Raw genomic sequence first — 15,545 nt, forward strand, 5'->3', positions numbered from 1 at the left:
TTTGTCATTCCCGAAAGCGAAGCTTAATGTTCATAATGTCTCTATCGGGAAAGCGAAGCTTAATGTTCATAATATGGTTTTTCAAGCAGTTAGGACCAGATTCCCGCTCAGAATCGTTGCGGGAATGACAAGAATGGGGAGTTTTGCAATTACCTCGGTTAAATTATTAAAGGAGATTTTCGCATGAAAAAGACATTTGCAATATTGTACATCTCGTTACTGCTGGCGTTGCTGCCCACAGTAACAGCCGTCGCGGCAACACCGGAAGAGTCTTTTCGCAAGAGCTTCCCCGCAATCCACGCGGATAGCATCAAGCCTACCCCGGTCGCCGGCCTGTATGAAGTTACGGTGGGGAGCCAAATTGTCTATTACGCCCCGGGACAGGAATACCTGATCTATGGGCCGATTGTAACAAGCAAGGGGGAAAACCTCACCGAAAAGAGATCCGCCGAGCTCATCGGCATAAAAATAAAAGCCGCTCCCCTCGACAAGGCCATCCGAATCGGGAACGGAAAACATCAGATCGTCGAGATCACCGATATTGACTGCCCCTACTGCCGAAAAGCGTCAACTTACCTTGCCGGCAGAAAGGATTTGACCCGCTACGTTTTTCTGCTACCGGCAGCTTCGCACAAGGACGCGAAGGCAAAAACGCTTCAGGTCTTCTGCGCCGCTGATCCAGCAAAGGCCTATGAGGAGGCAATGGCCGGCAAACTGGACGACATGAAGTTATCCCCCTGCAAAGCGCCGGCTGCGGCGGAGGAACTCCTGAAGGCGCACCAGGAAATCGGCAGGCAGGTGGGCGTGACCGGAACGCCGCTCTTTCTTATCGACGGACAGGTTGTCCTGGGGGCGGATATGGCGCGCATTGAAAAAATCCTGAACGCGAAATGAAAAAAACAACGGATATCCTGAGCGAGGAATACCTGAAAAGATACGCCGACGTCCTGGTCTGGGGACTGGAAACGGCCCGGAAAGGCCGCTATCGCAAGGGAAACATCATCCTGATTCAGTACGACCGGGCGGCCCTGCGCCTGGCGGAGCTGCTCTATGAAAAGATAATCTCCCGGGGGATGCACCCCGTGCAGCGGAGCAGCCTGTCCCCGGCTATGGAGCTTTCCTTTTTTGAAAAATCGGGGGCCGGTCAGCTCGTTTTTCTGCCGCCGGGAGAAAAGGAACTCTACAGAAATCTCCATGGCCGTATCTACCTGCACGCTCCCGAATCGTTGACCCACCTAAAAGACGTTGATTCAGCGAAAATCGGCAAGGCGCTGGTAGCCCGCAAGCAGCTCCGCGACATTATCGAGACGCGCGAACAGCAGGGCGATTACGGCTGGACACTCTGCACCTTCCCGACCGAGGAACTCGCCCGGCAAGCCCGGACGACTACAGCCGCATATACCGACCAGATAATCAGGGCCTGCTACCTGGATCAAAACAATCCGGTAGAAAAGTGGAAGGAAATCAGGCGTAACGCGGCAGCCATCAAAAAATGGCTGGGGAGTTTGCGTACGGCCTGGTTTCACATAGAATCAGCCGGCTGCGACCTATGGATATCTCCCGGGGAACAGCGGCAGTGGCTGGGAGTCTCCGGACACAATATCCCGAGTTTCGAGCTTTTTATCTCCCCGGACTGGCGGGGGACAAAGGGCACATACTACGCAAATCTGCCTTCTTATCGCAGCGGCAACTATGTGGGGGGGGTAAAACTCACCTTTGAAAAGGGTGAGGCAGTGGCAATCAGCGCTCAGAAAGGCGAGGATTTCACCATTCGCCAGCTCGCCATGGACAAAGGCGCCAGACGGCTCGGCGAGTTTTCGCTGACCGATCGTCGTTTCTCCCACATCGACATGTTCATGGCCGACACCCTTTTCGACGAGAATTTCGGCGGCGCCCATGGAAACTGCCATATCGCCGTCGGCGCATCTTATACAGACACATTCTCCGGAGACCAAACCTCGATGACCCCGGCCTTGAAGAAAAAGCTGGGCTTCAACGACTCGGCCCTGCACTGGGACATGGTAAACACGGAGCCCAAAACGGTCACGGCCCATCTGAAGACGGGCGAGAAGCTTCTGATCTACGAAAACGGCTGTTTTAAGCACTGAGCACCGGCATCCTACCCTCACCCTTTTCCGCCTCAAGGGTAAGGGTGGCTTCGTTTTAGATGAACTGGAGATAAAGTGGAGATAGCAACAGCACTCATTCTTGGCATCGTCGAAGGTTTTTCGGAGTTTCTGCCGATTTCGTCCACCGGCCACCTGATCCTCGCCGGGAAGCTGCTCGGACTTGCGGAGAGCGATTTCGTAAAGAGTTTTGACATAGCCATCCAGTTGGGGGCGATACTCTCCGTAGTCGTCCTGTATTGGCGAGAGCTGCTTGTCAATTGGGAAACGATCAAAAAGGTGGCCGTCGCCTTTCTGCCGACCGGCGTAATCGGCTTTGTCCTCTACAAAATCATCAAAAACATCCTCCTCGGCTCAACGGCTGTCGTCCTCTGGTCGCTCCTTATCGGGGGAATCATCCTTATCGTCTTCGAGATGCTTCATCGCGAAAAAGACGACGCGACAAAATCTCTCTCCGAAATTACATACATGCAGTCGTTTCTGATCGGCGTTTTTCAGTCGCTTGCCGTCATCCCCGGGGTATCCCGTTCCGCGGCGACGATCGTCGGGGGGCTGATCCTCGGCATGAAAAGGACAATAATTGTCGAATTTTCCTTTCTGCTGGCCGTTCCGACGATGCTCGCCGCAACGGTTTACGACCTGTATAAAAACGGCGCCATCTTCTCCGTCTTGCAGCTCAATTATCTGGCAGTCGGGTTTTTAACCTCCTTCATCGTCGCTTTGGCGAGCATCAAATTTCTGATCCGTTTCGTACAGAACCACACGTTCATCCTCTTCGGCATTTACCGTATCGCCCTTGTCCTCGTCTGGTTTGCGCTCTTTTAACCGAACATATTTGATGCACTTGTCAAAAGTCTGAAAGCCCCATCTTCTGTCCAAGAGAAGAGGCGGACGTCCTTTATATATTTACATCCGATAGCAACTGAATCCTGAATTTTTAAAAAGAAAAGTAACTATTCAGCATAACCATCAATAACGCTGTCATCCCCGAGCGCTTCTACCGGGGATGACATTCTTTTGTAAGTGCTGAACGGTTAAAAAGAAAACTGGATAATCTACACCGCGGAGTCCCGATTTTTCACATAATTTTCGGAGGGCAAAATTTTTGGAGTGTAGTGTATTCGCTAATTATATCGTGGCCTTTAGAATGACGGCTGACCGGCATTGTTTTTTTCACCCGGACGTCGCTGAAGGGTTCCAGCAGCGTTTTTCCGGAGGGCAAAATTTTTTCTGGTCGCTAATTATTCAATAGTATCAGCAGCATTATGGGTGTCTTCCGGAAGCCCCCCCCAAAAAACCCGACGAAGTAATTCAACTCTCTTAGGGTGCCCTGTGATCACTTACCAGAAATCAACTAAATTATTACAGATTAACCAAAATTTCATAAGACAGTCACCAAATTGTAATATTGATACTATATGACTAAGCCGCAAATACATAAAGGAGATATCTATGATGTTCAATGCACAGATGGCACATAATAATCAGCCGGTGGTGGTCCTATCCTCTCGACAAGAGGCAAGCAGTAAAAGGATTTTAACTGAATTGATCGAAACGCAGCAGATACTTCCCCATTTTCAACCGGTAATCGATCTGATGACTACCTCGGTGCTGGGATTTGAAATCCTCTCCCGGGGCGCTCCTCCCTTGGCAATGCCAAAACAGATGTTTGCGGAAGCCAAACGCTTAGGAATGACCTGGGAGCTGGAAACAGCGTGCCGCAGCGCCGCCTTACGGAAGATTTCATCACTGCCCGAAACATTTCAATCAGCTCTGTTTTTTATCAACGTGAGCCCCGATATTTTCAGCGATCCGCGTTTCGTGGAACGATTCACCCAAACGCAGCTTAAAGAATTCGGCATCGATCAAAATCGGATTGTCATTGAAATTACGGAAGAGAAGTCAGTTGCCGATTTTATGCAATTTGAAAAATTGGTCTCCCATTATGCTAATCAAGGGTTCAAAATCGCCCTTGATGATTTCGGTTCGGGCTATTCCGGCCTGATTACCCTGATCGCTTCCACGCCCCATTACTTGAAACTCGATATAGCACTGGTGCATGATATCCAAAAGCATGAATACAAGCAGAAACTGGTCAAGGCCATTATCGCCTTTGCCTCCAGCGTGAATGCCCGGGTGATTGCCGAAGGCGTGGAAACCGTCGAGGAGCTGGAAGTGTTAATCCGCTATGGCGTCCGGTATGTTCAGGGCTTTCTCCTCGGTATGCCCGCAAGCGAGCCCTATGCCCTGCCAGATGTATGGAAAAACACTATAACAAACCTGGTCGCCAAATACGACTTAGCCAAGGTTGATATTGATGAACGGATTGGTTCCCTGGTCATCCTCCCGATGACGATCGCCAAAGGAACGATGACCTGTCAGGTACTGGGGCAAATTTTCACAAAGGCGACCCATCTGGATCATGTGGTAATCATCGATGGGGGGGACATAACGGGCATGGTTACCCGTCAATCGTTCTATGCCCGGACCGGGGGGGCCTTTGGGTACGAGCTTTTTCACAAAAAACCGATTGAATTTATCTGCAAACAGCGTCCGTTAATAGTGGAAGAGAAAATTACCGTGACGACTATGGCGAATCTGGCCATGGACCGCTTGCCGGAAGATCTGTACGATCCGGTGATTATTCTTGACGCTCAGAACAAGTTTTTGGGAACCGTGACGATGAAACAAGTCATGACCAAGGCCGTGGAACTGGAGGTGCGCTCCGCGATGGGTGTTAATCCCCTGACCAACCTGCCGGGCAACAACATCATTCACCGCTGGATTCATGAGGTTTTGACGTGGCCGGAGTATTCCGTTGTCTATGCCGATCTGGATCAATTCAAGGGTTTCAATGATGTCTACGGATTTCTCATGGGCGATGAGATGCTGATGTTGACGGCGCGCGTGCTTACGGAATGGTGCGATCGCCTGCCGGAAGGTAGCCGTCTGGGACATATCGGCGGCGATGATTTTGTGATTGTCAGCCGCGGTTTAATCCCGGAAGAGCTCATGGAGGCGTTGTGCCGCATGTTTGATCATGCCAAGCTCGATCTGTTCAAACACTCGGACATCGAACGAGGGTACATTGAGGCCAATGATCGTAATGGTACGATGATAAGAATGCCGCTCGTGACCTTGAGTCTGGCCATCATCGACAGCGCCAGTATATGGACCAATCCTCATCCGGCCCTCTTTTCCGAATGTGCCGCCTCGCTGAAAAAAAAGGTCAAGCGTCTGACAAGCTCAACGGGAAAGAGCGGCTTTGCCTATGAGCAGCGGCAGTCTGTAACAAATATTTAATCAATTTTTAATACTGCCACAATAATTAGCCTGTATATTAACAGTAGTTAAATATTGAGGAGAAACAATGAAAAAAAATTTCCAAACGGCGAGGAGAAACAATGAAGATTGTTTTATCAACAGAAACGGCATTAGCAAAGGAGGAACAATGAAAAAGATTTTCCAAACGGTAATGGTCTTGACATTATTATTGTCATTTACACAGGTGTGGGCAGCAGATACGATTAACGGCGCCGGGGCCTCGTTTCCTTTCCCTATTTACTCGGCCTGGGCCTTTGATTACAACAAGGCAACTGGTGTCAAGCTTAATTACCAATCCATCGGTTCAGGCGGCGGCATCAGGCAAATCACGGAAAGAACTGTTGATTTCGGCGCCACTGACGCACCCCTGAAAACGGAGCAGCTTGCCAAAGCCAAGCTGCTGCAATTCCCCGCTGTGATCGGCGGCGTGGTGCCGGTAGTAAACATTGCCGGGGTAAATTCAGGTGACATCAGGTTTGATTCCGACACCTTGGCCAAGATATTTCTGGGAGAAATCAAATACTGGGACGATAACAAGATCAAGTCCTTGAATACCAAACTGAATCTTGCTCATAGTGAAATTACGGTTGTCCACAGATCAGATGGCTCAGGGACGACGGCCGTATTTACAGAATATCTGAACGGAGTCTCCCCCGACTGGAAAAAGAAAGTAGGCGCAGGTACGTCAGTACAGTGGCCGGTCGGTATCGGAGGCAAAGGAAATGAGGGAGTGGCGCAATATACGCGATCGACGCCAAACTCGATTGGCTATGTGGAATTTGCCTATGCCGAACAGAACAAGATGACCTACGCTCTGCTAAAAAACGGCGCCGGCACCTTTGTAACACCCAGTTTCGATGCTTTTGAGGACGCTGCCGATACGGCCACTTTTGATGCAAAGAATCATTTTTATCTCTGGTTAGTAAATGCACCGGGTAAAAATTCCTGGCCCATCGCCGGCGCAACCTTTATCCTCTTGGCACAGGAAAAGCCGGATTCCAACAAAAAGGTAATCAACTTCTACGACTGGTCCTTCAAGAACGGCGACAGTAAGGCTAAAGAACTGATCTATGTCCCCTTACCGAAATCCTTAAAGGATAAAATCAGGGCCTACTGGAAGGCAAACGGCCTGCAATAGGAAGGCAAGTATATGACAGCAAGGCAAGCGATGTAATATTTATTCTATCATCCGCCTTGCTGTCTTTTGTCAATGTTTCAATGAATAACAAAGGGAACCATGTGAATGGCCGTAACGTTTAAAAAAAATCCCGGGGATATCATCTTCTCTTTCATTACCGCCATTGCCGCCTGCATGGTTGTCTTCTTTATTATTGGCATTCTTTTTGTCCTTATTAAAGAATCTTCCCTGGCCAGAGAAAAGTTCGGTATTGTACAATTTCTTATCACAACAGCATGGAACCCGGTAACAGAAAACTTCGGCGCATTGACAACCATTTACGGAACCTTTGTGACGACGGTTCTGTCGCTTGTCATGGCCATCCCGGTGGCCCTGGGCATCGCCATATTTGTCACGGAAATAGCGCCTAACTTTCTGAAGGGTCCTATCGGCATTGCCATCGAACTATTAGCAGCAATTCCGAGTATCATATACGGCATGTGGGGATTGTTTACCCTTTCCCCGCTCATGAGAAATTACATTGAGCCATTCCTGCAAAAAGCTACCGCCGGCATCCCTCTGGTAAACAACCTCTTCCAAGGTACGCCGATGGGCATTGATATCTTGACCGCCAGCATTATCCTCAGTATCATGATCATACCTTTTACGGCCAGTATAGCTCGAGATGCATTTAATCTGACCCCTTCAATCGTGAAAGAATCAGCTTACGCCCTAGGGGCAACACAATGGGAAGTCGTGAAAGATATCGTCATCCCGTATTCGAAGCTGGGTGTTTTCGGCGGTATCCTCTTTTCCCTGGGGCGCGCGATCGGCGAGACCATGGCGGTCGCTTTCGTCCTGGGCAACAACCACAAGATGTTCACATCCTTCTTCGATAGCGCTGCGACCATAACCGTGACACTGGCCAACGAGTTTACCGAGGCAGACAAAGATATTTACCTTTCTTCGCTTTTCTATCTGGCCCTGGTACTCTTTACGATGAGTTTCATTTTCCTGGCCATCGCCAAATTCTTTCTCCTGAAGGCTGAGCGGAGGTATTCCCGGTGAAGAAAGAACAGGTAAGAAAAATTAAAAGTTTTATAGCCCTCTCGATCAGCACTTTTTCCGCCTTTTTGGGATTATTTTGGCTCGTTTTTATCCTGGGCGACGTGTTGGTGCACGGAATTGCAGCCCTGAATCTCTCCCTCTTTGTCAACGATCCGGCGCCGGTGGGCGTCGCCGGGGGAGGCCTGCGGAATGCCTTTGTCGGCCAGTTGATGATAACATTATTTGCCACCTTGATTGGAGTGCCTATCGGGGTGCTTGGTGGGACTTTCCTGGCCGAATATGCGCGGGGCAGAACTATAGCCAGGATAATCAGCATCCTCTCCGATATCATGGTCAGTGTGCCCTCCATAGTCATCGGGACATTCATCTATGCGATTCTGGTAAGACCCTTCGGTCACTTCAGTGGATGGGCCGGCGCCGGCGCCCTTGCCATAATAATGATCCCCGTCGTCCTCAGGACCACGGAAGATATGTTGGCCCTTGTACCATGGGAACTGAGAGAGGCGGCCTTTGCCCTGGGAGCGCCCTATTATAAGGTGATCATCCAGGTGGTTTATCGCGGCGCCGCCACGGGTATCCTCACGGGCATCCTGCTTTCCATTGCCAGAGTAGCAGGAGAGACGGCGCCGCTCCTGTTCACATCGTTTAACAACTCTTACTTCTCTTTAGACATGAACCACCCCATTTCTTCTCTGACTGCTACCATCTTTCAATACGCCATGGGTCCCTATGCCATCTGGCATACTCAAGCCTGGGCCGCATCATTAGTTATTACGGTTTTTATCCTCGTTCTTACCATATTGGGAAGACTTATCATCAAGTGGAGATACAAATAGTGGCTGAAACGATTGAGATAGAAGCGAAAGACCTGTCTTTTTGTTATTCCGGCGGCGTGCAAGTCCTGAAGAAAATCAATCTGCCTGTGTATAAGAATGCTGTAACCGCTTTAATTGGTCCTTCTGGTTGTGGCAAAACGACCCTTTTGCGCTGTTTTAACAGGATGCATGACCTCTATCCGAAACATCGGTATGAAGGGGAAATACTCTTGAGGAACGAGAACATCCTCAAGGATACGATTGATCTCATTAATCTTAGAAGCCGCATCGGCATGGTTTTCCAAAAACCGACTCCCTTCCCCATGAGCATCTGTGACAATATCACCTATGGACTTAAGTTAAAGGGCATTAAAAAGGCCGAGCACCCCGAACGGGTGGAAAAGGCACTTAAGGATGCGCATTTATGGGCGGAGGTGAAGGACAAACTCCATGACAGCGCCTATGAACTGTCCGGCGGTCAGCAGCAGCGACTTGTTATTGCCAGGGCACTGGCCGTCAATCCCGATGTCCTGCTCTTTGACGAACCGACATCGGCCCTTGATCCGCTTTCCACCGCCAAGATTGAAGAACTGTTGGAAACACTGAAAAAAGAGATAACAATCATTATCGTCACTCATAATATGCAGCAGGCGGCCAGGATGTCCGACTGGACAGGTTTTGTGATGCTTGGGGAATTGATCGAGTTTGATACAACGGACAAGATATTTACCGCACCAGCGGTGAAGCTCACTGAAGACTACATAACCGGGAGGTTTGGCTGATGACCATTTTTGACGAAGAACTGCAGCATCTGAACGTGAAAATTCTCCGGATGGGATTCCTGGTAGCGGAGGCCATCAGGAATGCCGTCCATGCGCTCAAGGACAGAAACAGTGCCTTGGCACGGAAGGTAATCGACGACGAACCATTGGTCGATGCTCTTGATGTGGAAATAGATGAGGCGTGTATTCGGCTAATCGCCTTGCGTCAACCCAAAGCCATCGATCTCAGGTTTATCACAACAGCCATGAAGGTAACGTCCGAACTGGAACGAATGGGTGATCTGGCGGTTAATATCGCCAATAGGGCCACCGAGCTCAATGAAGAGTCGGAGCTTAAACCTTATATTGACATACCGAAAATGGGCGAAATAGCCCGAGGCATGACGCGAGACGTACTTAATGCGTTTGTAAGCAGAGACGCGCAATTGGCAGCCGATGTGATCGCCAGGGATGACGAAATCGACGATCTCAAGGTTGAAGTTCTCAGGGAACTTTCCTTATTAACGGCCCAGGACCCAAGCATGGCAAACCGGGCGATGAAGATCAGCTTTGTAGCTCATTATCTGGAGCGCATCGCCGACCACGCGACCAATATCGCCGAAATGTTAATATACCTCGTTCAAGGAAGGATCGTCAAACATGCGGACCTTAAGCCGGAGAATAAAGAGTGACTTAACGCAATATAACTGAGGAAGGAGAGTGTTCTATGACAACCAGAAAGAAAATCAAGGTGCTCTTTGTCTGCATACATAACAGCGCCCGTAGCCAGATGGCGGAGGCCTTTCTGAATCAGCTGGCCGGAGATCGCTTTGAGGCCCAAAGCGCCGGTTTGGAGCCGGGCGTGTTGAACCCGCTGGCGATAGAAGTCATGCGCGAGTCAGGCCTCGATATCTCCGCCAAGCAGACGAAAGGCGTTTTCGATTTCTATAAGCGAGGGGCCATTTTTAACTATGTCATCACAGTGTGCGATGAGGCCAGTGCTGAACGCTGTCCGATTTTCCCCGGCATCACAAAGCGGCTTCACTGGAGCTTTGCCGATCCCGCCGCGCTGCCGGACAGTCGAGAGGAAAAACTCGAGGCAGCCCGCCGCATCAGAGATGAAATCCGCCAAGCCGTGCTGACCTTCGTCAATAAAACAGCGGTATGAAGCATTTCAGAAAAGTTGTCGACATTGTCATCAAGCTGATGATCCCCCTCGTAATCCTTGCCCTCATGATGGGCATTGCGCGCATCATCCTTGACCTCCGGTTGGTGTATAGCAGCCCTACGATCGCGGCAGGATTTGACCTGATGGTCACCAATATCCTGTCCATGTTCGTGGTCATCGAATTGCTGCGGAGTATCATCGAGTACTTTGAAGTCCACCGCCTCAAGATAACGTTTATTATTGATGCCGCCATTGTTTTTGTCCTGCGGGAGATTATGATCGGATTGTACAAACACTCGCTGGAATATAGGGAAATCATTGCCCTGGCCGTGCTCATTTTGATTATCGGGAGCATACGAACTTTGGCAATCATATTTTCGCCGGAGAAGGCGAAGGAAGCATGAGGTTTATTAGATATGGAAAAAAAATTTTGGAAAGAATAGAAGAAATAGTTATCATCGTAGCCCTGGTTATCGGAGTCTGTTTTATGGTTCTCCATTGGCGGTGAAAATAATTTAAAAAAGTGATATGCTGCTCCCGCACCTTTGTAGTCAAAAGGCGATGTTTGCAGCAAAAAATAACTGAGGAATTGGTATTGCCGCAGATGACGACAAAAGGAATGAAAATAGGGATTCTCACTGCCGGTGGCGACTGCCCGGGAATCAATGCAGCGATACGAGGCGTGGCCAAGACCGCCATTGTCAGTCACGATATGAAGGTTTATGGCATTTCCTCGGGTTTCGTTGGACTCATTGAGCGTGAATATACTAAGCTGGATGAATCAGATGTATCGGGCATTCTTACTCTCGGGGGTACCATTTTAGGGACTTCTCGTGAAAAACCGTTTAAGGAGGGAGAGAGCTACCGCAAAGCAATCGATAAACCGCAGGTAATCGTCGATAATTATAAGAAGATGGAGCTGGATTGCCTGGTTTGTATCGGTGGTAACGGCACGATGAAAACGGCTTATAAACTCTCCCAGGAGGGTCTTAATATTGTGGGAATACCGAAAACGATTGATAACGATGTGTGGGGGACCGATTTTACCTTTGGATTTGATTCGGCAGTGAGTATTGCCACCGAGGCGATCGACCGGCTGCATACTACCGCCAATTCCCACAAACGCATCATGGTGATTGAGGTCATGGGACACCAGGCTGGTTGGCTGGCCTTGTATTCCGGTATCGCAGGCGGAGGCGATATTATTCTCATCCCGGAGATCGCCTACGATATCAATGTCATTGAGAAATATCTGGAAAAGCGGATTGCGAAAGACAAAGGCTATTCGATTGTCGTCGTTGCCGAAGGTATCAAAACAAACAATGATAAATCGGCAGGAAGTTACATAGCAAAAATGGTCACCAAACATACGGGTCTGGAAACCCGCGAAACGGTTCTGGGATACCTCCAGCGTGGGGGCACGCCTACGGCGATGGACAGGATTCTCGCCACCAGATATGGCGCCTACGCTACCGAACTCATCGCCAAACGAGAATTCGGGAAGATGGTTTCTTTAAGAAATGAAGAAATTACTTCTGTACCGCTTGCTGAAATCGCCGGTAAATTGAAACTGGTGGACCCGGGCCATTCTCTGATCAAGAAGGCACGAAACTTGGACACCTGCTTTGGCGATGCCTGACTGCACTGGGACATGGTGAACACGGAACCAAAAATGGTCACTGCCCATCTCAAAACCGGCGAAAAGATTCTGATCTACGAAAACGGATGTTTCTAGGGGGGCTGAAGTGGAGATAACAACAGCGCTCATTCTTGGCATCGTCGAGGGATTTTCGGAGTTTCTGCCGATTTCGTCCACCGGCCACCTGATCCTCGCCGGGAAACTGCTTGGACTTGCGGAAAGCGATTTCGTAAAGAGTTTTGACATCGCCATCCAGTTGGGGGCGATACTCTCCGTTGTCGTTCTGTATTGGCGAGAGCTGCTTGTCAATTGGGAAACGATCAAAAAAGTGGCCGTCGCCTTTCTGCCGACCGGCGTAATCGGCTTTGTCCTCTACAAAATCATCAAAAACATCCTCCTCGGCTCAACGGCCGTCGTCCTCTGGTCGCTCCTTATCGGGGGAATCATCCTTATCGTCTTCGAGATGCTTCATCGCGAAAAAGACGACGCGACAAAATCTCTCTCCGAAATTACATACATGCAGTCGTTTCTGATCGGCGTTTTTCAGTCGCTTGCCGTCATCCCCGGGGTATCCCGTTCCGCGGCGACGATCGTCGGGGGGCTGATCCTCGGCATGAAAAGGACAATAATTGTCGAATTTTCCTTTCTGCTGGCCGTTCCGACGATGCTCGCCGCAACGGTTTACGACCTGTATAAAAACGGCGCCATCTTCTCCGTCTTGCAGCTCAATTATCTGGCAGTCGGGTTTTTAACCTCCTTCATCGTCGCTTTGGCGAGCATCAAATTTCTGATCCGTTTCGTACAGAACCACACGTTCATCCTCTTCGGCATTTACCGTATCGCCCTTGTCCTCGTCTGGTTTGCGCTCTTTTGACCGGACTTGTTTGAGCGCCTAAGGCAGACAGCTTAAAATATCCGTTGCGGCGTTTCCCCTGCCCTGACATCGGCAAGATCGCCAGCAAGCCCGGGTAAGAACAAAAATGAAAATTTGTTGCGTACTGACAGCCGCGACCGCACAGCCCCGTTTAGAATCTAAAGTCATCGGGACACGCGCGGCCGGCCTGTCGCGACGAAGGACAGTTCCGTGCCTATGTAGATCTCCTTGCCAAGTGTATCGTGCGCGATCTGATCGTACCGCGTCATCTGCGTCACTACCTGATCAGCGCCCGCCCGGACCGCCTGCGCCTCGACCAGCGGCAGCATCACGGTCTGCGCATGCTGCACGGCCACCTCGAGCTGCCCGAAATCATGGATTCCGTCCGGCAAGTGGAGGCGCACACCATACGCATGTTCCTCTCCCAGCGGGCTGATGAACGTCTGACGGCGTTGAATAATGCCTCCCGCCACTGCGCCGACCGCGTTGGCGACCTCGGCGTGGGTCGGGATGAGCAGTTCCGTGTGCAGGTGGGCCGCTACCTGGGGAAGGTAAGCCTCCACCGGCGCGCCGATAGCGATCACCGGCCACGGCAGGCTAATGGCGCACTGCAATCCCACAACGCCCCGGTCGCCCAGCGCCTGTCGCAACAGCAAATCGGCGAGCGGCTGACCCGACCAATCGGGGCGCATGCCGGCATCTTCGCAAACCTTGCTTACTATCTCCTTCGCCACCCGTTGCGCCACACCTGCCACCACCTGCTCGCAGAAGGCCTCGACCGTCAAGCCGGCCTGACCGGCCAGCATCGTGGCTGCCAAACGCGCGGCATCGGAGTTCCAACGCGTGAATCGGCCCAGAACGTGTAATGCATCAGTAGGGGTAAACGCAGCCCGGCGCGCCAGCCCCCAAGTTTCCAGCGTCTCGAGTTGCTGGCGCAGTAGCTCGCACACACGCCTTTGTTTGCCCATTTGGAACAACGCCAGAGGACCACGCTCCAAGTCAGACAACAGCGTTTCGTACGCCTGTGGGAGCTGGCCGTTCGCCCGCTGGCCCAAGATCATGAATTCGGTTGCCCCCAGGTCAAGACAACTGCTGCGACCGTAGCCGAAGGGCCGCGGCGGCTCAGCGGCCTGTTTGCGCAACTCGGCCACAACCTCCGGGTGCTCGCTCGCCAACAGGCACAGCGGCACGGCACGACGCGGGCCTATCAACAACTGCCCTTCAGCGCCAAACCGCACATGGCTGTCCCCTCCCAGACCGGCAGTGTGGACGTCCACCGCCTCCACCATCGTGGACCAACCGCTGACCATCGCCCCCTCGTCGTTGAGGATGGGCCACCCGTCGTGCAGTGCGCCGATGTCGGTCGTGGTTCCGCCAACATCCACTACCCACCCGTCACGCCGGCCCGCGAGATGCCAGGCACCGACAACGCTAGCCGCCGGTCCCGACAGGATCGTCTCCACCGGCCGATGCATTGCCCACTCGGCGCGCACCAAGGAGCCGTCGCCCTTCACCACCATCAGCGGTGCAACGATCTCTTGTTCGGCCAACGCCTGTTTAACTGAGCCGATCAACTCGGTCAGCGGCGCAATCAACTGGGCATTGAAAGCCACGGTCGTCGCGCGCCGTACAGCGTTCAGCTTGCTGGTCAATTCGTGTCCGCAGGTCACCGGCCGGCCTGTCAACGCCTCGATCAATGTGCGGGCGCGCAACTCGTGGGTTGGGTTGCTCACCGCGAAATAGCCGGAGACCGCGAACGCCTCGGCGGTATCCCGGCGGGCCAGGATGGCCGCGGTCAGCGTATCTTCGTCCAGAGGGGCAACCTCTTCCCCCTGTCCGTCATGCCCGCCGCGCACATAGACCACGTCCGCAGTCGGAAGCGCAGCCTCGAGGCCACACTGCGTCATGAGGCTGCGGTCATAGCCGATCAGGAACAACGGCACGACGCGTCGCTGGCCCTCGGCCAAGGTGTTGGTCGCCAGCGTGGTGGACAACCCCACCAAGGTCACGTCCGCGGAGGTCCAAGGACTGTTGGCGAATACGGCCGCCATCGCGCCGCGAATGCCGACGGCCAGATTGCGCCGCGTGGTCAGAGCCTTGGCGCCAGCCAACACACTTCCCGTATCATGATTTAATAGGACGGCATCGGTGTAAGTGCCGCCCGTGTCAATGCCTAGTGCAATCTTCATCTGCTTTTTCTCCCGTTGCCAGGCAATGCCTTAGAGCAACTTCACTGTTGGGTATTCGACGGCCCGGCAGATATGCTGCAGAAACCGCGCAATCAAGCGCCCGATTGAATTGATCGATAAAAATCTCCCGTTCCGCTTTCGCGGCGGGAGTATAGGGATGCGATTTTTGCTTGTCAAGGGATATTTGGGCTGCATTGGCAGGCGCCATTGTTGAGCGCAGAGGGCAGGCGGTGCAATACATCCCGGGCGGTGACACCCTCCTGCCCCTTGTCGGCGGCGGCCAGATCGCCGGAAAACCCATGGAGAAACACCCCCTTGCGACCACCGCAGTCGTCGCCTCCGTCCTGTTCTACCTCCTGACCCAGGACAAAAAGATTTCCCCTTCGGAAGGGCTGCTGTTTCTTATCTTCTACTCCTTATTCATCAGCAAGGCGGTCGTCTCTTTCATCTGAAAAGCCCCTTGC

General features: G+C 51.8%; 15 protein-coding genes. 14 read left to right on the plus strand and 1 reads right to left on the minus strand.

Annotation, left to right across the window (positions count from 1 at the left end; translation table 11 throughout):
* Positions 1-183: 183 nt before the first annotated feature.
* The 13 genes from M0P74_05585 to M0P74_05645 all read left to right on the plus strand — a co-directional run bounded on the left by M0P74_05585 (position 184) and on the right by M0P74_05645 (position 12,892).
* Entirely contained in the window at positions 184-894 is a 711-nt protein-coding gene (locus tag M0P74_05585) for a DsbC family protein (GenBank protein MCK9363055.1), read from the plus strand.
* Positions 891-2,108 (plus strand): aminopeptidase, encoded by a 1,218-nt coding sequence (locus M0P74_05590; GenBank protein ID MCK9363056.1) that lies wholly within the window; start codon positions 891-893, stop codon positions 2,106-2,108. The genes M0P74_05585 and M0P74_05590 overlap by 4 nt, the downstream gene beginning before the upstream one ends.
* 75 nt (positions 2,109-2,183) lie before the next feature.
* A complete protein-coding gene (locus M0P74_05595) occupies positions 2,184-2,951 on the plus strand; it encodes an undecaprenyl-diphosphate phosphatase (GenBank protein MCK9363057.1) in 768 nt (255 codons plus the stop codon).
* 627 nt (positions 2,952-3,578) lie between these two features.
* Positions 3,579-5,429: a GGDEF domain-containing protein gene (locus M0P74_05600; GenBank protein MCK9363058.1), complete on the plus strand. Its 1,851-nt coding sequence runs from the start codon at positions 3,579-3,581 to the stop codon at positions 5,427-5,429.
* A 148-nt stretch (positions 5,430-5,577) separates the two neighbouring features.
* Positions 5,578-6,588, plus strand: a complete 1,011-nt coding sequence (gene pstS, locus M0P74_05605) for a phosphate ABC transporter substrate-binding protein PstS (protein ID MCK9363059.1) — start codon at positions 5,578-5,580, stop codon at positions 6,586-6,588.
* Between the two features lie 105 nt (positions 6,589-6,693).
* The gene (gene pstC, locus M0P74_05610; GenBank protein ID MCK9363060.1) at positions 6,694-7,635 is read left to right on the plus strand and encodes a phosphate ABC transporter permease subunit PstC; all 942 of its coding nucleotides are present in this window, start codon (positions 6,694-6,696) and stop codon (positions 7,633-7,635) included.
* Entirely contained in the window at positions 7,632-8,471 is an 840-nt protein-coding gene (gene pstA, locus M0P74_05615; protein ID MCK9363061.1) for a phosphate ABC transporter permease PstA, read from the plus strand. The genes pstC and pstA overlap by 4 nt, the downstream gene beginning before the upstream one ends.
* Entirely contained in the window at positions 8,471-9,232 is a 762-nt protein-coding gene (gene pstB, locus M0P74_05620) for a phosphate ABC transporter ATP-binding protein PstB (GenBank protein ID MCK9363062.1), read from the plus strand. Before pstA ends, pstB begins: the two co-directional genes overlap by 1 nt.
* Positions 9,232-9,903 carry a phosphate signaling complex protein PhoU gene (gene phoU, locus M0P74_05625; GenBank protein MCK9363063.1) on the plus strand — a complete coding sequence of 224 codons (672 nt, stop codon included), beginning with the start codon at positions 9,232-9,234 and terminating at the stop codon, positions 9,901-9,903. The genes pstB and phoU overlap by 1 nt, the downstream gene beginning before the upstream one ends.
* A gap of 35 nt (positions 9,904-9,938) precedes the next feature.
* Positions 9,939-10,379 carry an arsenate reductase ArsC gene (locus M0P74_05630; protein ID MCK9363064.1) on the plus strand — a complete coding sequence of 147 codons (441 nt, stop codon included), beginning with the start codon at positions 9,939-9,941 and terminating at the stop codon, positions 10,377-10,379.
* Positions 10,376-10,783 (plus strand): phosphate-starvation-inducible PsiE family protein, encoded by a 408-nt coding sequence (locus tag M0P74_05635; protein ID MCK9363065.1) that lies wholly within the window; start codon positions 10,376-10,378, stop codon positions 10,781-10,783. Before M0P74_05630 ends, M0P74_05635 begins: the two co-directional genes overlap by 4 nt.
* 200 nt (positions 10,784-10,983) lie before the next feature.
* A complete protein-coding gene (locus M0P74_05640) occupies positions 10,984-12,018 on the plus strand; it encodes a 6-phosphofructokinase (protein ID MCK9363066.1) in 1,035 nt (344 codons plus the stop codon).
* A gap of 106 nt (positions 12,019-12,124) precedes the next feature.
* On the plus strand, positions 12,125-12,892 hold the full coding sequence (locus tag M0P74_05645) for an undecaprenyl-diphosphate phosphatase (protein ID MCK9363067.1): 768 nt from the start codon (positions 12,125-12,127) through the stop codon (positions 12,890-12,892).
* 164 nt (positions 12,893-13,056) lie between these two features.
* On the opposite strand, the gene M0P74_05650 is transcribed toward M0P74_05645, so the two are convergent.
* Entirely contained in the window at positions 13,057-15,081 is a 2,025-nt protein-coding gene (locus M0P74_05650) for a hydantoinase/oxoprolinase family protein (GenBank protein ID MCK9363068.1), read from the minus strand.
* Positions 15,082-15,251: 170 nt separating this feature from the next.
* On the opposite strand from M0P74_05650, the gene M0P74_05655 reads away from it, so the two are divergent.
* Positions 15,252-15,533, plus strand: a complete 282-nt coding sequence (locus M0P74_05655; protein MCK9363069.1) for a hypothetical protein — start codon at positions 15,252-15,254, stop codon at positions 15,531-15,533.
* Positions 15,534-15,545: the final 12 nt, after the last annotated feature.

The sequence above is a fragment of the Syntrophales bacterium genome (assembly GCA_023229765.1).
In the GTDB taxonomy this organism is placed as follows: domain Bacteria; phylum Desulfobacterota; class Syntrophia; order Syntrophales; family UBA5619; genus DYTH01.

What these genes read in the sequence shown, in the direction of transcription:
- M0P74_05600 (MCK9363058.1), top strand. Translation starts at nt 3,579, where the DNA reads ATGATGTTCAATGCACAGATGGCACATAATAATCAGCCGGTGGTGGTC.
- M0P74_05585 (MCK9363055.1), top strand. Translation starts at nt 184, where the DNA reads ATGAAAAAGACATTTGCAATATTGTACATCTCGTTACTGCTGGCGTTG.
- pstS (MCK9363059.1), top strand. Translation starts at nt 5,578, where the DNA reads ATGAAAAAGATTTTCCAAACGGTAATGGTCTTGACATTATTATTGTCA.
- pstC (MCK9363060.1), top strand. Translation starts at nt 6,694, where the DNA reads ATGGCCGTAACGTTTAAAAAAAATCCCGGGGATATCATCTTCTCTTTC.
- M0P74_05635 (MCK9363065.1), top strand. Translation starts at nt 10,376, where the DNA reads ATGAAGCATTTCAGAAAAGTTGTCGACATTGTCATCAAGCTGATGATC.
- phoU (MCK9363063.1), top strand. Translation starts at nt 9,232, where the DNA reads ATGACCATTTTTGACGAAGAACTGCAGCATCTGAACGTGAAAATTCTC.
- M0P74_05630 (MCK9363064.1), top strand. Translation starts at nt 9,939, where the DNA reads ATGACAACCAGAAAGAAAATCAAGGTGCTCTTTGTCTGCATACATAAC.
- M0P74_05650 (MCK9363068.1), bottom strand. Translation starts at nt 15,081, where the DNA reads ATGAAGATTGCACTAGGCATTGACACGGGCGGCACTTACACCGATGCC.
- M0P74_05640 (MCK9363066.1), top strand. Translation starts at nt 10,984, where the DNA reads ATGACGACAAAAGGAATGAAAATAGGGATTCTCACTGCCGGTGGCGAC.
- M0P74_05590 (MCK9363056.1), top strand. Translation starts at nt 891, where the DNA reads ATGAAAAAAACAACGGATATCCTGAGCGAGGAATACCTGAAAAGATAC.